The sequence below is a fragment of the Nocardia sp. NPDC049737 genome, assembly GCF_040674755.1.
Taxonomy (GTDB): Bacteria; Actinomycetota; Actinomycetes; order Mycobacteriales; family Mycobacteriaceae; genus Nocardia.
Genome location: NZ_JBFANH010000026.1, coordinates 20,205 through 43,563 on the forward strand (window position 1 = coordinate 20,205; position 23,359 = coordinate 43,563).

The window sequence follows — 23,359 nt, forward strand, 5'->3', positions numbered from 1 at the left end:
GCGGCGGCGCTGCGCTGGGGCCGCGTGCTCGCCTCGACGGGTGGCGGCGCGGCGGCAGTCACGTTGTCCATCGGCACGAGTTCGTCGGTCATCGCACTCCTCCAAACGGGCCGCGCGCGGTCTTGCCCAACGCGCACTGCTTTGCCCGACGTACGCCAACTCGCTGCGGAGTTCCGCCGAGCGGAGTCAAATGGTGGTCGCCCACGCCGTATTCGACCGCCATATCACTACAGTCGGCGAGCAAGCTATCTGGACGCGGCGCTAGTGCGCGGCTCATCTCGCCTCCTGGCCGGTCCACGGGGTGACCAATCGAGCGACAATCGCGACAATCGCGTAGCCGAGCCCTGCGAGTGCGGCGGCAGCCAGTGCCATGCCCCAGGTGCGCGGCACGTTATAGGCGGATTGCGCGGCGGTCAGTGCGACACCGATGCCGCTGTCCACCCCGCCGAGGTACTCGCCGATGATCGCACCGAGCACGGCCGACGGGGCGGCAATCTTCAACGCCGCGAACATATTCGGCAGCGCCGCGATCGCCTGCACCCGATAGAGCTGCTGCCAGCGACCACCGCCGTAGGCGCGGATCAAGTCGAGGCTCGTGACATCGGCCGAGCGCAGTCCGGTGACCGTGCCGACCATGGTGGTGAAGAAGCAGTACATCGCCGCGAGGAATACCGTCGGGGTGCGACCGCCGAAGACCACCAGGATGATCGGCCCGAGCGCGAGCAGCGGGATGCAGTAACTGAGGATAGCGAGCTGGGTGGCCAGCGGTTCGATCCACGGGATCAGCACGATCAGGAATGCCAGACCGATGGCCAACGCATTACCCCAGATGAACCCCTTCAGCGCGCCCAGCGCAGTGATCCGGAAGTTGGGGCCGTACAGATCCCAGCCATCGGTGTACATGTTGTGCAGAACGGTCCACGGGCTGGGGATGGTGCCGCCCGCGACCTCCAGCGCCGCCAGCAGCCACCAGATCGCGACCAATCCCAAGACGCCGATCAGTCCACCGATCCGTTTCATGCCGCACCCCCTCGGCGGCGTCGGCGGCATACCACCGGCTGCCGCGGCCGATCATGCCTGACCCGCTGCCAGCCCTGGCGTGCGTGGGCCAGGCATCTGGTCAGGTCACGCGACCGCGGCTCTCGAATGCCATTCATGCCCACACCTCACGGACCGTTCCGGTTGTGCACGACCGCACTACGATTCGCTCGGCTGTATTCAGCATTCGCTCGCTGCGCTCACTCATGCGACACCGCCCTTGCCGGACTTCCCGAACAACAGCTCGGAGAGGTAGTCGTGCAACTTGTGGAATTCCGGCGTGCGCATCATCTCGGGCGTGCGCGGGCGCGGCAGATCGATCTTCACCAGTTCCAGCACCCGGCCCGGCCGCGGACTCATCACCGCGACCACATCGGAGAGGAACACCGCCTCCGCGATGCCGTGCGTAACCATGAGGGTGGTCGCGGGCTTCTCGGTCCAGATCCGCAGCAATTCCAGATTCAGCCGCTGCCGGGTCATATCGTCGAGTGCGCCGAAGGGCTCGTCGAGCAGTAGGACGGTCGGCTTGACGACCAGGGCGCGCGCAATCGAAACACGTTGGCGCATACCGCCGGACAGCTGCGCCGGTTTGGCCTTCTCGAAGCCCTCGAGGCCGACCAGCCGGACCAGATCCGCGATCAGTCCCGGATCCGGTGAAATGCCCGCGACCTGCAGGGGCAGCTTGATATTGGATTCCACCGAACGCCACGGCAGCAGCGCCGAATCCTGGAAGGCGATGCCGAGTTCGTGGCGGCTGCGCAGTTGGGCGGGCGTTTCACCGTCGATGAGCGCCTTACCCGCGGTCGGTGTCTCCAGTCCGGCCAGGATGCGCAGCACCGTCGACTTGCCGCAGCCCGATGGGCCGAGCAGGGATAAGAACGCGCCCTGTTCGGTATGCAGCTCCACCTCGTCCAGCGCCTGCACCGTCTTCCGCCCGACCCGGAATGTCTTCGTCAAACCGCTGATGTGGATGCCCGTCCCGCCAGTGGGCTCCTCGGTACCGCTCGCCGTCATGACCAAAACACTAGGAGCAGGTCGTTGCACGGATATTGCGAATCGCCACCCCAGATTGCGCAATCGTTACGTGATTTCCGATCCGCCTGCGTCGAACCCGCAGGTTGGGATGAGATAGCGACCCGCTCGGGTTACAGCGGAGGTGAACCCACTTTTCGCGCTGCTCGACGCCAAGCTGCATATCGCGGGCTCGGAGATCCTCTGGCGCGAGATCATCGGCAATGGCTTCGGTCTGGCCTCCGCGGTCGGCGGTATGCGGCGGCGGGTGTGGGCCTGGCCGATCGGGATCGCGGGCAATGCCCTGCTGTTCACCGTTTTCGTCGGCGGAATCTTCAACACTCCACAGCATTTGAATATGGCCGGACAAGCCGGGCGTCAGCTGATGTTCATCGCGGTCAGCGTGTACGGCTGGTGGAGCTGGCATCGGCATGCTCGTGCCGAAACCGGACTCGAACACCGCGGTGTCGTACCGCGCTGGGCCAGTGGGCGCGAACGGCTGGTGCTGGTGGCCGCGATGTTGGTCGGCACGGCCGCATTCGCTCGATTGTTCGCGTTGATCGGTTCCTACGGGCCGTGGGCGGAGGCGTGGATCTTCACCGGATCGGTGCTGGCGACCTACGGGATGGCACGCGGGCTCGCCGAATTCTGGCTGATCTGGATCGCCGTCGATCTCGTCGGCGTGCCATTGCTGTTGAAGGCGGGCTATTACCCGTCGGCGACGCTGTATCTGATCTATGCGGGCTTCGTCGCGTGGGGCTTCGCCGTCTGGGTGCGCACCTTGCGCGAAGCCCCTGTCGTCGCTGATCTCGTGCCTTCGCGTTCCTGAAGCTTTTTTCCCAACCTCCGATGAATCGGCGCCACGGCGCCGGTATGTATCCGCACAACCCATCGGAGGAATGCAATGAAGATGACCACGGGGCAGCGCTGGGTGCTGGCGCTGACATCATTCGCGGGCCTGATGATCGTGCTCGACGCACTGGTCGTCACGACCGCGATGCATGCGATCCAGCTCGACCTGCACGCATCGATCGGCGAGCTGGAATGGACGATCAACGCATACAACCTCAGTTTCGCCGTGCTGTTGATGGCGGGCGCGGCGCTCGGTGACCGCTACGGCCGTCGGCGGGTGCTCGTCGGCGGGCTGGCACTTTTCAGTGCGGCGTCGGCCGGATGTGCGCTGGCACCGAATCTGGGTCTGTTGATCGCCGCGCGGACGGCACAGGGCATCGGGGCCGCCGCCATCATGCCCGTGGCGGTTGCCTTGCTCTCGGCGGCTTTCCAGCCGGAGCAGCGGACCAAGGCGCTCGGATTATTCGCGGCGGCAACCGGATTGGCCACCCTCGGAGGGCCGCTGGTCGGCGGTGCGGTGGTGCAGGGCCTGGCCTGGCAGTGGATCTTCTGGTTGAACCTGCCGATCGGTGCGGTGCTGATTCCATTGGTGCGCACGCGGCTCGCCGAAAGTATGGGCGAGGCGCGCAGACTGGACTTTCTCGGAATCGCATTGGTGAGCGTCGCCGCTTTCGGGATCGTCTGGGGCCTGATTCGCGGCAATGAATCCGGTTGGACCAGTATCGAAGTCGTGCTCGCCTTCCTGGTGGGCGCGGTGGCTTCAGTCGGATTCGCGCGCTGGGAACTGCGCGTCAGCGCGCCGCTGATTCCCATGCGCTTCTTTGCCTCGCGGGCCTTCTCCGCGGGCAATGCGGTCGGCTTCCTGCTGGCCGCCTCGATTTTCAGTGGCGCGTTCTTCTTCGCCCAGTTCCTGCAGATCGTGCAGCAGCAAGGTCCGCTCGGCGCCGGACTGCGGTTGGCGCCGTGGACGGTCACCCTGTTCCTGGTGGCACCAATCGCAGGCAAGCAGGTCAACCGGTTCGGTGAGCGTCCGTTGGTTGTCACCGGTTTGCTCATGCAGGCCGTCGGTTACGGGTGGATTGCTCTCACCGCTGGGCCGGACCTGCCGTACGCGGCGATGATCGCGCCCTTCGTCGTCTCCGGCATAGGCGTGTCGATGGCGATTCCCGCCGCACAAAGTGCGGTACTGCGCGCCGTTCCGATGCCCGCCGTCGGGGCGGCATCGGGCACCTACAACACTCTGCGCCAACTTGGCGGCGCCTTTGGAATCGCGGTTCCGGCAGCGGTTTTCGCGGCCGTAGGCGGCTTCGCCAGCGCTCGGGCCTTCAGTGACGGTTTCGCCGCCGCCATCGGGACCGCTGCCCTGCTTGCGCTCCTGGGCGCCGCGATCGGCCTGCTGATTCCGGCCGGTACGCCCGCACCGAACACCATGTCGGCCGACCCTACGGGCACACCGAGCGACGGGGTTGCCTCCGACTCGGCGGCCGATACGGGGGTGAAGGCATGACCAGCGCCACAGATTCCTCGGTAGGTTGTGCACCCATGACGGTCAGTGCGGATTTCGCGGCGCGCACCGCGCCCTACCGGCCCGAACTGCTCGCGCACTGCTATCGGATGCTCGGCTCGATTCACGACGCCGAGGATCTGGTTCAGGAGACGATGCTGCGGGCCTGGCGCTCGGCCGACCGTTATGACGAACAGCGCGCGTCGCTGCGCACTTGGCTGTATCGGATCGCCACCAACGCCTGCCTGACCGCGCTCGAACAGCGCGGCAGGCGGGCGCTGCCCACCGGACTTGTCGGGCCCAGCGAAACCTTGGTCACCAAACCGCAGCGTCATCCCGAAATCCCTTGGCTGGAGCCGATTCCCGACGCACTACTCGGCACCGCGTCCGACGATCCGGCAACCGTGATCGCGGCCCGCAGCGGCATCCGCCTCGCATTCATCGCGGCCCTGCAGTACCTACCCGCCCGACAGCGCGCGGTCTTGATCCTGCGCGACGTACTCGCCTGGTCCGCAGCCGAGGTCGCCGACCTACTCGAAACCTCCACCGCCGCAGTCAATAGCGCACTGCAACGCGCCCGCGCCCAATTGGAGAAAGACGCCCCCATGCTCGACCGCATCTCGGAATCGTTGAGCCCGGACGAACGCGCGATGATCGACCGCTACGTAACCACCTTCGGCAACGCCGACATGGCTTCTTTCGCCAAGTTACTGCGCGACGATGTAGTCCTCGAAATGCCGCCCGCCCTCCTCTGGTTCGCGGGCCGCGCCCACGTCGTCGCCTTCTTCACCGACAGATGTGGTTCCACCCCCGACCTCTGGCGCGCAATCCCGACCTCCGCCAACACCCAACCCGCCATCGCCTACTACCGGCGCGACCAAAACGACACCTACCAGGCACATTCCATCCACCTACTCACCCTCCGCGACGAAGCCATCGACCGCATCACGGTCTTCCTCGACGCCACCCTCTTCCCGGGCTTCGGGCTCCCTACCACCCTCTGAACAGAGGAGGCGAAGGGACAACGCCGAGCCTGTTCTCCGCGAGCGGATGCCGAAATTTGCGGCGGTATCGCCAGTGGTGAACGGCGCCTTTCAAGCGGCGCACCTGGCCCGATCACGCAGTGCCGTGACAGCGGGAAGGACGCGAGTTGCGGTATTGCGCAGTGCGATTCCGGCCTTCGTCGCCGGTATGAGCATCGATGCCGCGGTGGCCACGCCATTGAGTTTGGGGTCGACCAGCACCCGGTGCCGGGTCTCGTAGCGCTGGAACGCGGCCTGGTGGTCCTCCGGTGCGCCCGCCAGTTCCTCCGCCAACGTGTACGCCCCGGCGATCGCGAGGGTGGAGCCGTCGCCGAACAGTGAGACGCAGGATGCGGCGTCACCGAGCAGCGCGATGCGTCCGTGCGACCAGCGCGGGAGTTCACCCTTGCTGACGGCGTCGAAGAACAGGTCGTCGGTGTCGCGGACGCGGTCCAGCAATTCGGGAACCCGCCAGCCCTGGTCGGTGAAGGCCTCGATGACCAGGCGCTTGTGCAGTTCGATGTCGCGATGGTCGAAACCGGGAACCCCCTTGTGCCGGAACATGAATGCCGCGAGGGCGCGACCCTTCGTCGGGTGCACCGACAGTGCCCGTCCCGGCGTGTTGTAGATGAGGACTTCGCGGTCGCTGCCGAATGGCTCATCGACTCGGATGGTCGCGATGTAGATGCCCATGTGCCGGACGAATTCGGATTCATCGCCGAAGGTCAGGCGGCGCACCACCGAATGCAGGCCGTCCGCGCCGATCACGAAGTCGAAGCGGCGCGGATCGGCATGTTCGAAGGTGACATCGACGCCGTCGGTGTGCTGGGTCAGGCCGGTAATGGTATCGCCCCACAGGAATTCGGCGCTGTCGCGGCTGGCGTCGAGCAGGATCGCGGCGAGATCGGCTCGAGGGATCTCGACCTCGCGGTCGCCCGCCGATCCCTGGAAGGCCTTCAGATCCACCCCGGCGATGCGGCGGCCGCTCGCGTTGACGAAATTCATCTGGGACACAGCGGAATTCGCAGCGCGCAGGTGCGGCATGATGCCCATGCGCTCGGCCACATCGATGGCAGGTCCCTTTACGTCGACCGGATTGCCACTCGAGCGTTGGCCTGTCGCCCGCTCGACCACCGTGACCTGGAAGCCGCGGTCGGCCAGCCAGTACGCCAGGGTCGCACCGCCGATGCCCGCGCCGGAGATCAGAACCGTCTTGTTCATGACAACACCTTTCGATTAAGTGGACGAATTTCGTCCGGTTAATGGGGAGCGTACAGTAAGCGGAAGGATTTCGTCCACTTGAACTCGGAGGTGAGGGCGACGACCGGTCCGAAGAGGGCTGATGCCAGGAACAACCGGGATCAGATCATTGCCGCGACGCTGGTGACCTTCCGTGAGCAAGGTGTCGATGTGCCGATGAAGGAGATCGCGGATCGGGCGGGTGTGGGTGTCGGCACGCTGTATCGGCACTTCCCGGATCGGGATGCGTTGATCGCCGAGACTGCCCAGTCCTACCTCGCGGAACTGGCGCAGATGGCGGCGACCGCATTGGAGCAGGAGGATGCGGCGTGGCCCGCGCTTGCGCGGTTTCTGCACGAATGTGCGCAGCGACGGGTCGGGGCGCTCGCATCGGCGATCGAGCCGAATCTGCACGCCGAGATACAGGCCGATCCGCGGTTGCACGAGGTGCGAGGACGGATTGTCGAATCGGTCTCGCGGATGACCAGGCAGGCGCAGCAGGCCGGTGCTATGCGCGCCGATATCGAGCCCGGCGAGGTGGCCGGGCTGATGACCTTGCAGATCTACACCCGGCCCGGTGAGTCGTATGCGGACGCGGTCCGTCGGGTGGTCGATCTCGTGCTCGATGGATTGCGGGCGCGGTGATGAAGGTGTCCGACTTGGTAATACGGCGGCCGAATCTCTACGGTCGGCACGTGCCTGTGCTCAGATTGTTCGCGTGCGTGGAAAACCAGCAGGTCGCTCGCGTGGACGGGAAGGCTTGACATGACCGGACCGACGGACCGGCCGCAGCGATGGAACCGACTGCTGGAACTGCTCGCCGACACCGGGCGGCTTTCGGTAGAGGAGGCCGCCGAACGCCTCGGGGTTTCCACGGCGACGGTACGCCGCGACTTCACCGCACTCGCCGAACAGCAGTTGGCGACCAGGACACACGGCGGTGTGGTCGCGACTTCGGTCGCCTACGACCTGCCCGCGCGCTACCGGCAGGGCGCGGATGAGCCGAAGCAGCGGATCGCCGAACACGCTGCGGGACTTATCGAACCGAGTGCGGTAGTCGGAATGAACGGTGGGACAACGACGACCGCCGTGGCACGCGCATTGGCCGGACGAACCGATTTAGCCAATGCCGCCGGTGACCCACTGACCATCGTCACCAACGCGCTCAATATCGCGGGCGAGATGGTGTTGCGGCCACATATGCGCACAATCGTGCTCGGTGGGGTGGCGCGCCGGGAGTCCTATGAGTTGCATGGACCGTTGGCCGAGCGAGCACTGGCCGAATTGCGTTTGGACGCACTGATTCTCGGGGTCAATGCGATTTCCGCCGAGGGCGGCGCGCAGTGTCGGCATATCGATGAAGCCGGGGTGACCACCGAGATGGTCCGGCGGTCCGGTCAGGTGACGGTCGTCGCCACCGCGGACAAACTGGAGCGCTCAGCGCTGGCCCGGATCTGCGGGATCGAGCAGGTCGATGTGCTGGTGACGGATTCGGATGCGGATCCGGCCGCGGTGGCGACGATTCGAGCTGCCGGGGTTCGAGTGGACGTGGTTTAGCGCGGCGGGGACTTCGAAGTCCCGGATAGGCGTCAGAGGAACGCCAGGAGGTGGCGAGCGGTCTGCTCCGGGGCTTCCTCCGGCAGGAAATGTCCGACGTCGAGCGGACCACCACGGACATCGTCCGCCCAGCGGCGCCATACCTCCAGCGGCCTATGCCAACTGCCGACAGCGCCTGTGGCACTCCACAATACGAGCAGCGGACATTCGATCTGCCGCTGCCCGCGGTCAGCCTCGTCATGCGCATAATCGAGGGTCGCGGCGGCCCGATATTCCTCGCAAATCGCATGCACGGTATCCGGGTCGCGGAATTTCGCGATGTATTCCGTACGGATTTCATCCGAGAAAACACCGGGATCCTCTGCCCAGCTATCGAGCATATGATTCACCAGAATCGCCGGATCACCGGCAATGAGCCGTTCCGGAATCGGTGCCGGTGCGGCGAGGAAGGACCACACCCAGAATCCGAGGCTGAAGTCCATATCCGCCGCACGGAAGCTGTCAGCGGTCGGCACGATATCCAGAACCGCCAGACGCGTAACGATTTCCGGATGATCCAGCGCCATGCGATACGCGCACCGCGCGCCACGATCATGACCGACCACGCTGAACCGATCATGGCCGAGGCTCGCCATCACCTCGACCTGTTCGGCGGCGATGGCCCGCATGCTGTGCGGACTGTGGTCCGGCCGACTCGGCGGCGAGGCGCTGTCGCCGAATCCCCGCAGATCCGTTGCCACGATGGTGAACCGCTCGGCCAACCGCGACGCGACCTTATGCCACATGAGGTGTGTCTCGGGTATCCCGTGCAGTAACAAGACGGGCGGCCCGTCACCACCACGCCGCCCATGCACGCGACCCTCGGCGGTCTCGATATCGAATTCGACGAATCCCTCGAACACCATTGCTCTCACTATAACGGTTGGGCCCAAACCATTTTGGTTCGCTGATCAGTTCAACGCAAGTCCAGAATTCACGAAATACGCGATCTCCTCGCATATTTCATCCAGCGCCACCTCGGTGTCGGGATGTGTGGTCCGCACCAACTCCTGGGCCAGTGAATTCACCGCACCGATCACCGCGAGTGCGAACAGATCGAATCGCCGCGCCTTGGTCTCGCCGCGCTCGACGGCTCGCTCCGCCTCGCTGATCAGCAGTGATGAGAGCAGGCGGCGCTGCTGCCTGCGCCAATCCTCCACTGCCGAACTGACGCCGACGACTTCGACATAACACACTCGCGCCGAACGATGATCGGCACAAGTCACCTCGAGATAGGCGCGGAAAGCATCGACTACCCGTGTGGAAAGCGGTTGTCCTGCGGTCTTTGCCATACTTTCCAGCGCACGTTCGACCGCATGCGAGGTAATGCGATTGACCAGTGCGATCAACAATGCCTCGCGACTACCCATATCCTCGTAGAAACTGCGCGTGGAAACATTCGCGACGGCACACAGCCGTTCGATCGAGGTGGCCGCATAGCCCTGGGTGCCGAATAATTCCAGCGCGGCATCGATGAGTCGTGCCTGCCGCTGGGCTACCCGCTGTTGCTTGGACAGCCCGCCGTAACTGCGGCCCTCCTTGGGTTGATCATCCTGCCGTGCCACGGATTCGATGCTACCGGTCGGAAGCGCCTACCCCGGGCCACGGACATCGCAACGACTTACTTGACGCTGCCCGCGGTAAGCCCCGCGACCAGTCGCTTCTCGATGAACGCGAACAGGATGACCACCGGAACGATGCCAACAGTCGAGATCGCGAAGACGTACTGCCACGCCGTGTCGTACTGCCCGACGAACTTTGTCAGCGCCACCGAAAGGGGCTGATTCTCGGGGGTGGTCAGCACCACCAGGCTCGCCGCGAATTCGTTCCAGCAGGCCACCACAACGAAAATCGTCGCGGTGACAATGCCCGGCCAGACCAGCGGCAGACTCACCCGGATCAGGATCTGCCAGCGACCCAGACCGTCGAGCTGCGCGGCCTCCTCGATCTCCACCGGGATGGCGGCGAAGAAGCTGTGCAGAATCCACACCGCGAACGAGAGGTTGAATGCGGCGTTCACCAGGATCATGGCCAGCCAGGTGTCATTGATGCCGAGGGTGAAGAACTCTCGGATCAGGCCGGTGACCAATACCGTCGGCTGCAACATCTGGGTGACCAGCACCAGCGCGAGGAATATCGCGCGTCCCGGGAACTTGTGCCGCGCCGTGTAATACGCGGCCGGGATGGCCACGAAGAGCACCAGCAAAGTGGCGCAGACCGAGATGATGATCGTGCTCGCCAAGTTGTACGGCAGCGGCGTCTCCGGGGTATCCCACATGGTGGCGTAGTTGTCCGGATGCCAGGTCTCGGGCAGATATGTCGGCGGGATGCGCAGGATTTCGGCGCGGCTCTTCAGCGAGCCGAGCACCATCACCACGAACGGGGTCAGGAAGATGACGGCAAGCACCACCCCGACCGCGGTGAGTTCCCATCGCCGCCGCCGAGATCGGCCGGTCGGGGCCTCGGCAACCGTGGTGTCCGGCGGGATTTCCACACCTTCGATGTGAATGTCGGCCTGTGTCGTCATGCGTCCACCTGCTGGGTCGGCTTGATGACCTTCACATAGATCGCGATGATGACCACGATCAGCGCGAAGTTCAACACGCTCATGGCGGCAGCGGTATCGAGCTGTTGATTCTGTCGAATCAGCTTGAACGTCAATGTCGTTGTCGTATCCGCACCGAAGCCCGCGATGCTGCCGGTGATTACCTGCAGAATGGGCAGCGAGTTGAACACATTGATGATGTTGATGATCGTGGCCACCGCGATCGCCGGACGCAGTTGCGGCAGTGTGAGGTACCGATAGCGCTGCCACGCACTGGCGCCGTCCACCCGTCCCGCCTCATCGATCTCGGCCGGAATCGATTGCAGCCCAGCCAGAATCGTGTAGGTGGTGAACGGGATCGAGACGAAGACCGCGACACCGATCGCCACCAGGAAGGCTGGCGTCGGCTGCTTGGTGAAGCCGTAGCCGCGGTCCAGTAGCCCGATATCGACCAGGAACCGGTTGGCGATGCCGACATCGGGATCGAGCATGTAATAGAAGATGGTCGTCGTCATCACGACCGAGGCCGCCCACGGCACCAGAATCGCCATGCGCACCAGGGTGCGTCCCGGGAAATCCTTGTTCAGGAACTGCGCGAGCCCCGCCGAGAGCACCAGGGTGATCAGCACGACGCTGACCACCCAGACCACGGTATGCGCCAATACCGATCCCAATTCGCTGATATCGAAGAGGTTTCGGTAATTGGCCAGTCCGGCGGGACCGCGGTCCTGCCCGTAGGCGCTCAGGTCCCGGGTGCTGGTCCAGACCATATAGCCGACCGGGAACGCGACGATGGCCGCGATCAGCACCAGGGACGGCCCGATCCAGGGGACGGCCCGCAGTGTCGAATTCTTCCCCGCGAGTACCCGGGTAGCTCCGTTCAATTTGCGACCCTCCCGGGGCCCTCCCTGGTCACGCTGCGCTACCTCCTCCGGGCTCGTCGCTCGGGCCGCTGGGCGCCCCACGTTATTTCGCTGCTTCCTGAATCCGCTGCAACACCTGAGCCGGGTCCGCACCCTGCGCGATGGTGCCCATCTGCTGATGCATGGCACCCTGCGCGGCAGCCCAGTTCGGGTTATTGCTCGGGTAGAACTTGGCCACCGGCAGGGTCGCCGCGAAGGCCTTGGTCACCGGATCGTCGGCGAGCACCGCGGTGGCACTGGTGGTGATCGGGATGAAGTGCTCGTTCTTGACGAAGTTCGAGTACACATTCGCCGAGTAGAAGAAGTCGAGGAACTTCTTGATCGTCTCGGCCTTCTTGCCGTCCTTCTTGAAGGCCATCAGGTGATCGGCCACGCCGAGCGTGACCGGCGCACCGTCCTTGGTCGGTGTAGGCGCGGTGGCGTACTTCAGACCCGGATTCTTATCGGCGATCTGGGCGATGGTGGGCGGCAGGCCCTCGATCATCCCGATCTTGCCCTGGATGAAGGAATTGATGACGTCCTTGCGGTTTGTCGCACCCGGATTCGGCTGGGTGACACCGGCATCGAAGATCTCCCGCATGGCCTTGACCCCCTCCAGATTCTGCGGGGTATCCACGGTGATCTTGTCGCCATCGGACCAATTGCCGCCCGCACCGAAGGTCCACAGCGACGTCTCGGCCTGCGATTCCTCACTGCCCAGCGGCAAGCCGTAGCCGGAGACACCGCCGCCGAGCGCCTGGATCTTCTTGGCGGCATCGGTCAACTCGGCCCAGGTCTTGGGCGGCGTGCTCACCCCGGCCTTCGCGAAGAGATCGGTGTTATAGAACAGGGTGCGGGTGGAGGCGAACAGCGGCATCGCATACTGCGTGCCGTTCAGCGAGGCGTTCTTGGCGAAGCCGGGCTGCACGTCGGACAGCACATTCGGGGAAACGACCTCGGAGACCGGATAGAGCATGCCGTCCCCGGCGAAGCTGGCGTAGGCGTCGATATTCAGCAGATCCGGGGTGGTGGACTTGGACTGCAGTTTGGTCTTCACCACATCGTTGATCGACTCCCAGGACTCCATCTGCAGATTGACCTTGTAGTCCGGGTTCTGCTTCTGGAAGTCGTCGATGATGTGGTCCCATAGCGCCTTCGTGCCATTGGCACCGTCGCTGTAGGTGGGAGCAAGGAAGTTGATCGTCTTGTCGGAATCGGCCGAATCCTTGGAGCCGAAACCACAGGACGTGACGGCGAGCGCGAGGCCGGTGACCAGCGCGATCCCCGCGAGGACACCGTGGAGGGGTCTTTTCACGAGCTGAACCTTTCAAATTTTCACTCCGGGCGCTACCGCACCGCCGATGATGGAGCGAACGAATCGACTGTGCTGGCCCTTTCGAGCGACCTGCATGCAGTCGCTACGGATAGGCTAGACCCAAGAATGATCATATGTGACTGATTCGCTCGTAAATTTGACATGAACGATCATTCGGGGCGATTCTGTTGTGGTGCCGATCTCCGCTCGCCCCACCCCCGTGACTCATCTGGCCGCCGAAGTCGCCACCCAGCCCGACGACTGGGTCCGCGCCGAGACCACCGCCGCCGAACACCGCGCCGTACTGCCCCAACCGGGCGAGCGCGTCGCCGTTATCGGTTGCGGCACCTCGCTGTTCATGTCCCGTGCCATCGCGGCACTGCGCGAGAGTTCGGGCCAGGGCATAACCGATGCCTGGCCCGCGAGCGAGGTCCGCGCCGGTCGCGATTACGACCGCTACCTCGTCATCTGCCGCTCCGGCACTACCACCGAGGTGGTCGATGCGATGCGGGCGATACCGACCCGGATTCCGCGCACGGTCATCTGCAGCAGTCCGGGCACCCCGGTGCTCGACCTGGGCGATCCGATTCTGATCGACGAGGTCGACGAGCAATCGGTGGTGCAGACCCGCTTCGCCACCACCGCGCTGGCGATCCTGCGCTGGCATCTGGGCGCGGATCTGCGTCCGGCCATCGAACAGGCCAGGGCCGTACTCGCCGAAGCCCCGGCGACAGCACTGGCCGACGTGCGTCGTGCCGAGCAGATCAGCTTCGTCGGGATGGGTTTCGCGGCCGCTATCGCTGAGGAGGCGGGGCTCAAGCTGCGCGAATCCTGCCAGTCGTGGACCGAGTCGTATCTGCAGACCGAATACCGGCACGGCCCGATCAGCATCTCCACCCCCGGCCGCGCCGTGTGGGCGTTCGGGCCGCTCGTCCCCAATTTCGCGGAAGATGTGGCGGTCACCGGCGCGCACTTCGAACACCGCGATATCGATCCGATGGCCGATCTGGTCCGTGTGCACCAACTCTGCGTGCTGCGCGCCGCCGACCAAGGACTCGACCCGGACCATCCGCGCAACCTGAACCGTTCCGTCGTTCTGGATCGATGACCGGTCACTACCAGCAACTACTGTGCGGATATGGGAACGGAACAGCCCCCGGTCACGGCCTTGACCGATGATCTGCTGGTGCTCGGCCTCGATGTCGGCGGCACCACGATGAAGGGCGAGGTCACCGACGCCGCGGGCATGGTGCTCGCCGCGGGTGTGGTGGCCACGCCCCAGGGCGAGGCGGCCTTCGAAACCATCGGGGCACTCGGCGACCAGTTGCTCGCCGAGTTGACCGATGACCAGCGCGATCGCGTCGCACGCGCGGCGGTACTGCTGCCGGGCATTGTCGATCCGGTCCGTTCGATCGCGGTATTCAGTAGCAATGTCGGTTGGCGTGATGTGCACATCGGTGATCGGTTCACCGGTCGCTGGGGTATGCCGGTGCTGATCGAGCACGATGTCGCGGTGGCGGGCTGGGCCGAATGGCGGTTCGGCGCCGGGCGCGGTCACGATGACGTCTGCGTGGTCATTCTGGGCACCGGTATCAGCGGCACCCTTTCCGTCGGTGGCCGTTTGATGCGCAGCGCCTATGGACAGACCGGCGAATACGGCCATATCCCGGTTCGGCATGCGGACGGATTGCGCTGTCCATGCGGCAATATCGGCTGCGTGGAGACCGTGGCATCGGGTGCGTCCATCGCCCGGGCCTATGCGAAACGCACGGGACACGAAACAGCGAGCGCAGCCGATGTTTTCGCAATACTGGATACCGATTCCGACGCCAAAGCCGTCGTCGACGAAGCGATCAGCGCACTCGCCGACGGACTGCTCGGCCTCATCCACGCGGCCTGCCCCGAACTGATCATTCTCGGCGGCGGCTTGGCCGGGGCCGGAGCCGCACTCACCGAGCCCCTGCACCACACCATCGCCGAACGCCTGCGCGTGGTGCCCGCACCGAGAGTGGTGCTCGGCGAGTTCGGTGCCCGCGCGGGGCTCATGGGTGCGGCCCTGTTCGCCAGACAGGGAGCGCTCACGTGACTCGCGTCGAGACGGGTGCGCGTCCAGCGCGTCGGCTGCGGCGCATCCAGCCGATGGTTTCGCTCGCACGCTGCGAAACGCGCGTCGCCGATATGGCGCTGGCCCGAGCCCATACGAGGGTGCCCGCATGAGTCTCGACATTCGCGGCCGGATCGTATCGGCGACATCCGAATTCGACGACGGCGTCGTGTCCGTACGCGCAGGCCGGATCGATCGGGTGCAGTCACTCGCGGACTGGATTGCCGCACATCCGGATTCGACCGTGCCGCCGTTTTCCGGCACTGTACTGCCCGGCCTCGTCGATATTCACAACCACGGCGGCTTCGGCCACCGCTTCGACACCGTCGACGGCGACGAAGCCCGCGCGGCCGCCGAATTTCATCACAAGCACGGCTCCACCACCGTGCTGGCCACCGTTGTCACCGGCGCCCCGGCCGATATGATCGCGCAAGTCGCCACGCTGCGTACGCTTGCCGCGGACGGCACCATCGCCGGAATCCATGCCGAGGGACCATTTCTGGCCGCCGCACGGTGCGGTGCACAGGATCCCCGATATCTGCGCGACCCCGATCTGGAGCTGACCGAACGCCTGCTCGCCGCCGCCGACGGCCATCTGCGGGTCATGACGATCGCCCCAGAGCTGCCCGGATTCGACGAGGTAGCCCAACGTCTTTCCGACAGCGACGTGGTGGTGTCGCTCGGCCACAGCGATACCGATTTCACCCGGTTCCGACAGGCCCTGCGACCCAATGGGTTCGGCAATCTGGTCACGCACTTGGCGAATGGAATGCCGCCACTGCATCACCGAACGCCGGGCCCGGTGGCCGCCGCACTCGTCGCCGCGGCGCAGCGCCAGGTCGTCGTCGAGCTGATCGGCGATGGAGTACACGTCGACTCCGGTTTCGGCGCATTGGTTTTCGCGACCGCACCCGGACAGGTCGCGCTGATCACCGATGCGATGCAGGCCGCGGGGATGCCCGACGGCGAATATCAGCTCGGTCCGCAGGTTGTCCACGTCGCCGATGGCGTGGCCCGGATATCCAATGGATCCATCGCGGGCGGCACCGCACACCTCCTGCGCTGCCTCGCCTGGGCGGTCCGAGAATGCGGTGTGCCGTTGCGCGAGGCCGTGATTGCCGCCACTTCGGTACCGGCCGCGGCAGCGGGACTGACCGATGTGGGCGACTTCAGGACCGACCATTTCGCCGACCTGCTGATAGTCGATGACAATCTACAGTTGCGCCGGGTGCTCAGACGTGGACAGTTGTTGACGTGATCCTCACCGTGACAATGAATCCCGCCTACGACATGACCTACCGGGTAGAGCATTTCGAGCGCGGCCAGGCCCATCGGGTCCGTTCGGTCGAACAGCGCATCGGCGGCAAGGGCATCAATGTGACACGGGTGCTCAATCAGATCGGAAAATACGCTAGGGCGACGGGTTTCTCCGACCATGCCTTCGCGGCCGCAGCCGAGCTGGAGATGCCGGTCGACTTCGTGCACGCACTGCCCTGGGTTCGGCGCACTGTGGTGATCAGCGAATCCGGTGACGGAACCGCGACCGCACTGTGGGAACCGGGCGCGCGGGTCTCGAATCCACATGCTGCCGACCAACTCTCGGTTCGCGTGGCAGGCATGCTGCCCGATATCAACGGCCTGGTCATCTCCGGATCACTGCCGGGCGGTATCGCCCACAGCCTGCCCGCCGAAATCGCGCGCACCGCCATCGCCGCCGGTGTCCCGACCATCTGCGATGTCGACGGCGAGGCATTGCGCCTGGCCGCGCAGGTCCCCGGCATCGTGCTGATGCCGAATACCGAAGAGCTGGAACGGCTCACCGGACGCGTACCGGTGACCCCGGACGAAGTCGTCACGGCCGCATTGCCGCTCATCGAACGTGGGGTGCGCGCTGTCATCGCCACCCGCGGCGCCGAGGGCATGGTCGTGGTCACCGCCGATGGCGCGTGGTCAGCGGTGCTGCCCGAAGCGCTCGCCGGAAATCCCACCGGCGCGGGCGATTCCGCGACTGCCGCGGTGATCGCGGCACTGTCGGATGCGAAGGACACCCCGGACTGGCCCGCTGTGCTGGTCGACGCCGTAGCCACCTCGGCCGCCGCGGTCGTCATCCCCGTCGCCGGTGAAATCGACCGCCGCGTACGCACCCAGATCGCACCGACGGTGATCGTCGAACGACTAGCCACCCCGCAGGAGACCTCCCCATGACATCGAGACCCGTAGCGGACCTGATCGCGGCCGCCCGCCCGGGCGGACTCGGCGCCTTCAATGTGATCACCATCGAACATGCCGAGGCCATCGCCGCAGCCGCCGAGACGGCGAAACGGCCGGTGCTGCTCCAACTTTCGCAGAATACGGTGCACTACCACGGCACTCTTGCCCCGATCGCGTCGGCCTGCTTGCGAATTGCCGCTGACAGCAGCGCGGATATCGCCGTACACCTGGACCATGCCACCTCGTTCGAACTCGTCCGCACCGCGGTCGACCTCGGCATCGGCTCGGTCATGTTCGACGGTTCCACCCTCGATTACACCGAAAATGTCGCCGCCACCGCCGATATCGTCCGCTGGTGCCACGACCGCGATGTCTTCGTCGAGGCCGAACTCGGCGAGGTGGGCGGTAAGGATGGTGCGCACGCCCCTGGTGTTCGGACCGATCCGGATGAGGCCGTCGAATTCGTCGCGACGACCGGCGTGGACGCCCTCGCCGTGGCCGTCGGCTCCTCGCACGCCATGCAAAGCCGCACGGCCGAACTCGATAACGACCTGATTGCCCGACTAGCCGCGAAAGTTCCCGTCCCCCTTGTACTGCACGGATCCTCCGGCGTCCCCGATGCGGGTCTGAGTGCCGCCGTCGCGCACGGAATGACCAAAATCAATATCGCCACCAGGCTGAATGTCCTTGCCACCGAAGCGATCCGGACGGCGTTCGCGGACAATCCCACCATTGCCGATCCGCGCAGGTACCTGCGGCCCGCCCGCGATGCGATCCGGTCCGAGGTGGAACATCTGCTGCGGGTGCTGGCCCGGTAGCTCGCACCGACCCCGGAAAATTATGGGCAGCCGACGGTGAACAGCGATGATACGATGGATTGCCTTTAGTTTAGCTAAGGATTTGCTGTCCGCTCGAGCTGTATCACCTGATGAAGGAATAACAACTCCATGGCTGTCATCCTGCAAACAGGAGAACAGCGCGCTGCCGGTGTGGGGACGCAGCCCAAGGTCTCGCACAAATCAACGCTCAGTGCCGCAATAGTATTCGCCTCCCTGTCCATCGGCGCCTGGCTGCTATTTCTGCGGCCCAACTGGCAGATGTACTGGCACCAAGTCGATCTCCAGGTCTATATGTGGGGCGGTGCGGCCGCGGCGACTCATCCCGCACTGCTGTACGACGGCCGCGGACCGCTCGGCCTGCCCTTCCTGTATCCCGTCTTCGCCGCGTGGATCTGTGCCGAACTGTCGCGATTCCCGATCAACTACATCGGGACCGGCGTCACGGTGCTCACCATGGTGTCACTGTTCGTGAGCGTCTGGAGCGCCGCCAGACTTCAGCGAATCCGCCGTGGAACCGGTTTGCTGGCATTGAGCATCGCCGTCACCGGCGCCGCGATCTGGTTGGAACCTGTCCAGCAGACGTTCCGGTTCGGTCAGCTCAGCGCGATCCTCATGGCCTTGGTCCTGGCGGATCTCGCCATGCCCGAGCAGAGCCGATATCGGGGCATCCTCATCGGCATCGCGACCGGACTGAAGCTGACCCCGGCGGTCTTCATCGTCTATCTGCTCATCACCCGCCAGTTCCGGGCCGCCGCGACGGCCGCCGCGACCTTCGGCGCCACGGTGGCGATCGGCTTCTGGTACCGGCCGACCCAAGCGCTGCAGTTCTGGACCACGACCACGACCTCGCAGAACCGCATCGGCTTCGCCTATGTGCAGAATCAGTCGATCAACGGCATGTTCGGCCGCCTGGAATGGTCGACCTGGAACGACACCACATCCTCGTTCGTCTGCGCCGGACTGCTCGCGCTGGCCGGAATGGCGGCGGCGCGGATCGCCCACTTGCGCGGTGACGAATTGTTGGGCGCACTGCTCGCGGCCACGGTAATGCTGCTGGTCTCGCCGATTTCCTGGACCCACTACTGGGTGTGGATCGCCCCCGCCCTGTTGTGGGTAATCCATGTGCTGCGCCACCGTCCGCTCGCCGTCCGGATCGCCGTACCCACGCTCATCTATCTGTTCGTATTCGCCTGGCCGCTGCGGTCCGACCGGTTCGGCGCATGGGATCCGGAGCTGCCGCTGCTGCCGCAGGGGCTGATCTGGCAGGTACCGCAGACCGAGGGCCGCGAATTCCGTTGGACACTATGGCAATTCCTGCTCGGTGATTCGTATACCCTGCTCGCCACCATCGCGCTGATCGCCGCGATCGTCTGGCTGATTCCGCTCCGGCCGACCGCTGCGCAGCTGCCCGACGAGGAGTTCGCGGACCGGCGGCGCGAGCGAGGGGTGGGCGCCGCCGGTCGGCGGGAAGACGGTCCGAGCAGTGAACCGCCGGGGTCGAGCGAATTGGAAGCCGTGGGGTAAGGCCCCATTGCTGGAAGCCGCTTCTCGTTCGCCGACACCGATCATCCTGCTCCGATCACCTCGAGAATGCCGGCAATCCAGCTGTGAATCGTCTGGGAACCGATCAGACCGCGCTGCCGCCGGACGGCTAGGCCAGCCGCTGCCGCTCGCACCCGACGGAACTCGATCGGCCGTGCGCTAGCCGGCCGTTGGATCGGCAGATTCGGGATCGGTCAGTGGGGTCGCCAACGGCCAGCCGCCCGCCGCCAGATGTGAAGCGACCCTGGCGATATCGTGCGCGTCCGGCTGCTCCTTCGCCATCCGCGCGATCGCCGCCTCGATATCGGCGTGGCTGATCTCGCTGTCCGGATTGGAGTCAACCAACTCCTCGGCGATCGCCACCACCTCGTAATCGGTCAGATGGCGGTGCAGCACCGCGAACAGGGCCACATAGTCCGACCGCGGAATCCCCTGTGGATAACCGGCGCGCAACCAGCCGATCACCCGGCCGAGCAGATTCGGCCGGACCTGAGCGGATTTCGCTGGATCAGTCACGATTTCGCCCTCCTCATGCTCCGAACAGATGAATACCGAATTGAGCGGCCAGGAAGGCCTTCGCGGTGTACAGAATTCCGGTGACAATCGCGGCCAGGATCAACGCGAAGCAGGCGTAGGCCCCAACCAGTGCCGGGTAATTGCGCTGGGCGGCGCCACCTTCCGCGGGCACAGTATCGGCGACCGACCAGAGCCGCACCCCGACGGCGAAGACGATCGGCAGTCCGGCGCCGAGCAGCAGACCCGCGACGGTCACCTTCCATAGCGCGTTCAGATTCGTGACGAGTGTGTGCACGATGTGACTCCTCAGACCTGGGCCGAACGACTATTGGGTCCCGGCGCGGGCGCATTAGGTCCCGGCGCGGGCGATCCGTCGGGCGGCGCGAGCCCGTCCTCTGCGACCGGCGCGGTGTTCTTCGCAACCTCGGCGTCGGAGTCCGGCGTGTCGCCCGGCCACTCATTGACATTGGTGGTGTCCACCGGATCCCGCCGCGACCGCAGATACATCACCAACGACAGCGCGATCAGCAGCGCGAATACCACCAGCACACCGGGCAATCCGCCGATGAAATGCGCGATGGCCCAGCAGAGCGCACCGGCCACACCTGCCAGCGGCAGCGTCAACAGCCAGGCGACCGTCATCCGGCCCATCACACCCCAGCGCACCTCCACCCCCTTGCCGAGCCCGGTGCCGAGAATGGATCCGGTCGCGGTCTGTGTGGTCGAGAGCGGAAGCCCGAAATGGGCCGAGGTGAGGATGATGGCGGCGGAAGAGGATTCGGCGGTCAGCCCCTGCGGTGAGTCGATCTCGACCAGGCCCTTGCCGAGGGTGCGGATGATCCGCCAGCCGCCGAGGTAGGTGCCCGCCGCGATGGCGACGGCACAGGCCGCCATTACCCACAGCGGCATTTCGTCGTTCTTGGTCAAGGTGCCGTGCGCGACCAGTGCCAGGAAGATCACGCCCATGGTCTTCTGCGCGTCATTGGTGCCGTGCGCCAACGAGACCAGCGACGCCGACCCGATCTGGCCCCAGCGGAAGCCCTCGTTCACTTTGTCGGGATCGGCCCGACCGGTAATCCGGTAGACGCCCCAGGTGCCGATGGCGGAGACCAGCGCGGCCACGATCGGCGCGAGCAGGGCGGGCAACACGATCTTGGTCAGCACGCCGTCCGCGCCGTGCGCCCAGATCACCCCGCCCCAACCGAGTGCGGCGATGGTGGCGCCGATCAGGCCGCCGAACAATGCGTGCGAGGAACTCGACGGCAGGCCGAACAGCCAGGTCAGCAGATTCCACAGAATGCCGCCGACCAGACCAGCGAACACGATGATGAGCAGCGCCTCGCCCTGCACGGCGTCGAGCCGGACGATGCCCTTGGCCACCGTCGCGGCGACCGCGACCGACAGGAATGCGCCGAGCAGATTCAGGACCGCGGATACCGCGACGGCGATCCGTGGCCGCAGTGCGCCGGTGGCGATCGAGGTCGCCATGGCATTGGCGGTGTCGTGGAAGCCGTTGGTGAAATCGAATGCGAGTGCCGTGACGATGACGATAAGGAGTACCAAGAGGTCCGCGGTCACCCCTCCAGTGTGCGGCACTCGCGATCCGGATTGCCATGCGGTTGCCGCTTGTCGGGACACATTTCCGATCGGTTACCGTGAATCTGCGCTCTACCTGTTGATCTTCGAGCAGCCGACCGGAGCGGGCGCACCCGCGAAGCGTTGATCGATCCAGGAATCGGCGGCCCGAGCCCCGACATTGCCGACGATCAGATGCTCGCCGGGGTAGGCCTCGAAGCGCACCGGAACCCCCAACCGGCACCAGTCGTCGTAGAGGTGCTCGGCCCCGGCGAATGGCAGCCAGAACTCGTTGATGCCGTGATACAGGAAGACCGGCACTCGCGGTGCGGCGGTGCCGAGGCGGTTCTCGGCCAGGATCTCCCTGATCATCGGCAGCTTCGTCGGGTGCGGCACGTCGGTGAGTGTTTCCGCGGGTATCGGCGCGAGCGCACCGAGCAACGCGGCGTCCAGAAAGCAGAGATCCTTCGCGAAATGCGATAGCCGCCAACCGTTGTCGTTGAACAGCGCCATCATCTCCGGATACTCCCTGGCCAGCCCGAGGGTTGCGGCCAGGAAAACACCGGTGGCGGCATTGGCGCCGTTCATCGTGTCGATCAGCATGCCGAAGTCGGCGGGCACGCCACCGACCACCGCACCGACGAGATTCAGCTCGCCCGCGTATGCCGGTGCGAGTTGCGCCGCCCAGCCCGAGGCAATCGCACCGCCGGAGTACCCGGACACGATAGTGGGCGCATCGGGCGAGAGCCCCAACTCGGGCGTCTGTACGGCGGCGCGTATCGCGTCCAGCACGGCATGTCCGGCCATGCGACCAGCCGCATATGCCTGTCGCGGGCCCTGGTGATCGGGCACGATCACCGCGTAGTTCTTCGACAGCGGCACCTGCACCGAGCGGAGACCGGCCGCTAGCCCCATCTTGAGCTGCTGCGACGGCGCACAGAGGTTGCCGAGTGAATCGATCGGCACATTGTCGGCGACGAGCGGGCGGGGTCCCGAACCCTGCCACGGTGTCGATGGCACGAGCAAGGTGGCCACCACCGGCACCGGACGGCCCTTCGCATCGGTCGATCGGATCAGCAGTTCAGTGGCGGTGACCGGCGTCGGCTCCAACCCGATATCGACGACACGGGCCGCGACCACCGCGCCCGGACGTAGGTTTTCGAAACCCCGCGGCGGTGTGTAGAACGGGTCATCCAGCGGGGTAGGCATGACCGAGGCGGGATCACGCGCGGGATGCAGGAAATCGGCCGTCGGATTCGGGTCCGCCGCAGCCGTTCCCGGCGCCGCCATACCGACCGCCGCTACCACCCCGATACAGGTCACCGCACCGAGCAACGCCACCTTCCGCATCGGCCGACCGATGGGCGACCCCGTCTCTCGTTTTCGTGCTGTACCGAGCAACGCCGAGTCCCCGTTTCCGCGCGTGTACCGGACTGAACCGGAGCCAGTCTGGCCTATGACCAGCTCGAACACCGGGAACCGGACGGCACGGTCGGCATAACAATTCTGTTGGCGGCGGACACTCGACCGAACAACCATCGGTGCCCC

At 65.3% G+C, this 23,359-nt stretch carries 24 protein-coding genes; 12 read left to right on the forward strand and 12 right to left on the reverse strand.

Features of this window, described 5'->3' with window-relative positions; genetic code table 11:
• Positions 1–273: 273 nt before the first annotated feature.
• Positions 274–1,020 (reverse strand): ABC transporter permease subunit, encoded by a 747-nt coding sequence (locus AB0J47_RS30035; RefSeq protein ID WP_364353448.1) that lies wholly within the window; start codon positions 1,018–1,020, stop codon positions 274–276.
• Positions 1,021–1,242: 222 nt separating this feature from the next.
• Entirely contained in the window at positions 1,243–2,052 is an 810-nt protein-coding gene (locus AB0J47_RS30040) for an ABC transporter ATP-binding protein (RefSeq protein WP_364353451.1), read from the reverse strand.
• A 142-nt stretch (positions 2,053–2,194) separates the two neighbouring features.
• Between AB0J47_RS30040 and pnuC the strand changes: the two genes are divergently transcribed.
• The 3 genes from pnuC (at position 2,195) to AB0J47_RS30055 (ending at position 5,409) form a co-directional block, all read left to right on the forward strand.
• Positions 2,195–2,878 carry a nicotinamide riboside transporter PnuC gene (pnuC, locus tag AB0J47_RS30045; protein ID WP_364353454.1) on the forward strand — a complete coding sequence of 228 codons (684 nt, stop codon included), beginning with the start codon at positions 2,195–2,197 and terminating at the stop codon, positions 2,876–2,878.
• Positions 2,879–2,953: 75 nt separating this feature from the next.
• A complete protein-coding gene (locus tag AB0J47_RS30050; RefSeq protein ID WP_364353457.1) occupies positions 2,954–4,408 on the forward strand; it encodes a DHA2 family efflux MFS transporter permease subunit in 1,455 nt (484 codons plus the stop codon).
• 35 nt (positions 4,409–4,443) lie between these two features.
• Positions 4,444–5,409 carry a sigma-70 family RNA polymerase sigma factor gene (locus tag AB0J47_RS30055; RefSeq protein WP_364353460.1) on the forward strand — a complete coding sequence of 322 codons (966 nt, stop codon included), beginning with the start codon at positions 4,444–4,446 and terminating at the stop codon, positions 5,407–5,409.
• A 90-nt stretch (positions 5,410–5,499) separates the two neighbouring features.
• On the opposite strand, the gene AB0J47_RS30060 is transcribed toward AB0J47_RS30055, so the two are convergent.
• Complete coding sequence (locus tag AB0J47_RS30060; protein ID WP_364353463.1) at positions 5,500–6,648, reverse strand: FAD-dependent monooxygenase; 1,149 nt, start codon at positions 6,646–6,648, stop codon at positions 5,500–5,502.
• Positions 6,649–6,726: 78 nt separating this feature from the next.
• Here AB0J47_RS30060 and AB0J47_RS30065 point away from each other — a divergent pair, with 78 nt between their 5' ends.
• Positions 6,727–7,311 carry a TetR/AcrR family transcriptional regulator gene (locus AB0J47_RS30065; protein WP_364353466.1) on the forward strand — a complete coding sequence of 195 codons (585 nt, stop codon included), beginning with the start codon at positions 6,727–6,729 and terminating at the stop codon, positions 7,309–7,311.
• 120 nt (positions 7,312–7,431) lie between these two features.
• Positions 7,432–8,223 (forward strand): DeoR/GlpR family DNA-binding transcription regulator, encoded by a 792-nt coding sequence (locus AB0J47_RS30070; RefSeq protein WP_364353469.1) that lies wholly within the window; start codon positions 7,432–7,434, stop codon positions 8,221–8,223.
• A gap of 32 nt (positions 8,224–8,255) precedes the next feature.
• Here AB0J47_RS30070 and AB0J47_RS30075 read toward each other — a convergent pair whose 3' ends face one another.
• The 5 genes from AB0J47_RS30075 to AB0J47_RS30095 form a co-directional block, all read right to left on the reverse strand.
• On the reverse strand, positions 8,256–9,128 hold the full coding sequence (locus tag AB0J47_RS30075) for an alpha/beta hydrolase (protein WP_364353472.1): 873 nt from the start codon (positions 9,126–9,128) through the stop codon (positions 8,256–8,258).
• Between the two features lie 45 nt (positions 9,129–9,173).
• Positions 9,174–9,827, reverse strand: a complete 654-nt coding sequence (locus tag AB0J47_RS30080; protein ID WP_364353475.1) for a TetR/AcrR family transcriptional regulator — start codon at positions 9,825–9,827, stop codon at positions 9,174–9,176.
• A 56-nt stretch (positions 9,828–9,883) separates the two neighbouring features.
• Positions 9,884–10,789: a carbohydrate ABC transporter permease gene (locus tag AB0J47_RS30085; protein ID WP_364353478.1), complete on the reverse strand. Its 906-nt coding sequence runs from the start codon at positions 10,787–10,789 to the stop codon at positions 9,884–9,886.
• A complete protein-coding gene (locus AB0J47_RS30090; RefSeq protein WP_364353481.1) occupies positions 10,786–11,691 on the reverse strand; it encodes a sugar ABC transporter permease in 906 nt (301 codons plus the stop codon). Before AB0J47_RS30090 ends, AB0J47_RS30085 begins: the two co-directional genes overlap by 4 nt.
• 82 nt (positions 11,692–11,773) lie before the next feature.
• Complete coding sequence (locus tag AB0J47_RS30095) at positions 11,774–13,024, reverse strand: extracellular solute-binding protein (protein ID WP_364353484.1); 1,251 nt, start codon at positions 13,022–13,024, stop codon at positions 11,774–11,776.
• A gap of 193 nt (positions 13,025–13,217) precedes the next feature.
• On the opposite strand from AB0J47_RS30095, the gene AB0J47_RS30100 reads away from it, so the two are divergent.
• The 7 genes from AB0J47_RS30100 to AB0J47_RS30130 all read left to right on the forward strand — a co-directional run bounded on the left by AB0J47_RS30100 (position 13,218) and on the right by AB0J47_RS30130 (position 19,702).
• Complete coding sequence (locus tag AB0J47_RS30100) at positions 13,218–14,132, forward strand: sugar isomerase (RefSeq protein ID WP_364353487.1); 915 nt, start codon at positions 13,218–13,220, stop codon at positions 14,130–14,132.
• A 30-nt stretch (positions 14,133–14,162) separates the two neighbouring features.
• Positions 14,163–15,110 carry an ROK family protein gene (locus AB0J47_RS30105; protein ID WP_364353490.1) on the forward strand — a complete coding sequence of 316 codons (948 nt, stop codon included), beginning with the start codon at positions 14,163–14,165 and terminating at the stop codon, positions 15,108–15,110.
• Complete coding sequence (locus AB0J47_RS30110; protein ID WP_364353493.1) at positions 15,107–15,241, forward strand: hypothetical protein; 135 nt, start codon at positions 15,107–15,109, stop codon at positions 15,239–15,241. The genes AB0J47_RS30105 and AB0J47_RS30110 overlap by 4 nt, the downstream gene beginning before the upstream one ends.
• Positions 15,238–16,386, forward strand: coding sequence for an amidohydrolase family protein (locus AB0J47_RS30115; protein ID WP_364353496.1), 1,149 nt, complete (start codon positions 15,238–15,240; stop codon positions 16,384–16,386). The genes AB0J47_RS30110 and AB0J47_RS30115 overlap by 4 nt, the downstream gene beginning before the upstream one ends.
• A complete protein-coding gene (locus tag AB0J47_RS30120) occupies positions 16,383–17,333 on the forward strand; it encodes a hexose kinase (RefSeq protein WP_364353500.1) in 951 nt (316 codons plus the stop codon). The genes AB0J47_RS30115 and AB0J47_RS30120 overlap by 4 nt, the downstream gene beginning before the upstream one ends.
• Positions 17,330–18,157: a class II fructose-bisphosphate aldolase gene (locus AB0J47_RS30125; RefSeq protein ID WP_364353503.1), complete on the forward strand. Its 828-nt coding sequence runs from the start codon at positions 17,330–17,332 to the stop codon at positions 18,155–18,157. Before AB0J47_RS30120 ends, AB0J47_RS30125 begins: the two co-directional genes overlap by 4 nt.
• Before the next feature lie 129 nt (positions 18,158–18,286).
• Complete coding sequence (locus AB0J47_RS30130; RefSeq protein WP_364353506.1) at positions 18,287–19,702, forward strand: glycosyltransferase 87 family protein; 1,416 nt, start codon at positions 18,287–18,289, stop codon at positions 19,700–19,702.
• Positions 19,703–19,879: 177 nt separating this feature from the next.
• Here the strand turns inward: AB0J47_RS30130 and AB0J47_RS30135 are convergent, their stop codons facing one another.
• The 4 genes from AB0J47_RS30135 to AB0J47_RS30150 all read right to left on the reverse strand — a co-directional run bounded on the left by AB0J47_RS30135 (position 19,880) and on the right by AB0J47_RS30150 (position 23,161).
• Positions 19,880–20,236, reverse strand: coding sequence for a DUF3349 domain-containing protein (locus AB0J47_RS30135; protein ID WP_364353509.1), 357 nt, complete (start codon positions 20,234–20,236; stop codon positions 19,880–19,882).
• Between the two features lie 13 nt (positions 20,237–20,249).
• Positions 20,250–20,531: a hypothetical protein gene (locus tag AB0J47_RS30140; protein ID WP_364353512.1), complete on the reverse strand. Its 282-nt coding sequence runs from the start codon at positions 20,529–20,531 to the stop codon at positions 20,250–20,252.
• An 11-nt stretch (positions 20,532–20,542) separates the two neighbouring features.
• On the reverse strand, positions 20,543–21,814 hold the full coding sequence (locus AB0J47_RS30145; protein WP_364353515.1) for an inorganic phosphate transporter: 1,272 nt from the start codon (positions 21,812–21,814) through the stop codon (positions 20,543–20,545).
• Positions 21,815–21,904: 90 nt separating this feature from the next.
• Entirely contained in the window at positions 21,905–23,161 is a 1,257-nt protein-coding gene (locus tag AB0J47_RS30150) for a lipase family protein (protein ID WP_364353518.1), read from the reverse strand.
• Positions 23,162–23,359 lie beyond the last annotated feature (198 nt).

Coding starts and splice junctions, on each gene's coding strand:
- AB0J47_RS30035 (WP_364353448.1), bottom strand. CDS start 1,020: ATGAAACGGATCGGTGGACTGATCGGCGTCTTGGGATTGGTCGCGATC.
- AB0J47_RS30115 (WP_364353496.1), top strand. CDS start 15,238: ATGAGTCTCGACATTCGCGGCCGGATCGTATCGGCGACATCCGAATTC.
- AB0J47_RS30150 (WP_364353518.1), bottom strand. CDS start 23,161: ATGCGGAAGGTGGCGTTGCTCGGTGCGGTGACCTGTATCGGGGTGGTA.
- AB0J47_RS30125 (WP_364353503.1), top strand. CDS start 17,330: ATGACATCGAGACCCGTAGCGGACCTGATCGCGGCCGCCCGCCCGGGC.
- AB0J47_RS30130 (WP_364353506.1), top strand. CDS start 18,287: ATGGCTGTCATCCTGCAAACAGGAGAACAGCGCGCTGCCGGTGTGGGG.
- AB0J47_RS30105 (WP_364353490.1), top strand. CDS start 14,163: ATGGGAACGGAACAGCCCCCGGTCACGGCCTTGACCGATGATCTGCTG.
- AB0J47_RS30040 (WP_364353451.1), bottom strand. CDS start 2,052: ATGACGGCGAGCGGTACCGAGGAGCCCACTGGCGGGACGGGCATCCAC.
- AB0J47_RS30055 (WP_364353460.1), top strand. CDS start 4,444: ATGACGGTCAGTGCGGATTTCGCGGCGCGCACCGCGCCCTACCGGCCC.
- AB0J47_RS30060 (WP_364353463.1), bottom strand. CDS start 6,648: ATGAACAAGACGGTTCTGATCTCCGGCGCGGGCATCGGCGGTGCGACC.
- AB0J47_RS30070 (WP_364353469.1), top strand. CDS start 7,432: ATGACCGGACCGACGGACCGGCCGCAGCGATGGAACCGACTGCTGGAA.
- AB0J47_RS30085 (WP_364353478.1), bottom strand. CDS start 10,789: ATGACGACACAGGCCGACATTCACATCGAAGGTGTGGAAATCCCGCCG.
- AB0J47_RS30050 (WP_364353457.1), top strand. CDS start 2,954: ATGAAGATGACCACGGGGCAGCGCTGGGTGCTGGCGCTGACATCATTC.
- AB0J47_RS30075 (WP_364353472.1), bottom strand. CDS start 9,128: ATGGTGTTCGAGGGATTCGTCGAATTCGATATCGAGACCGCCGAGGGT.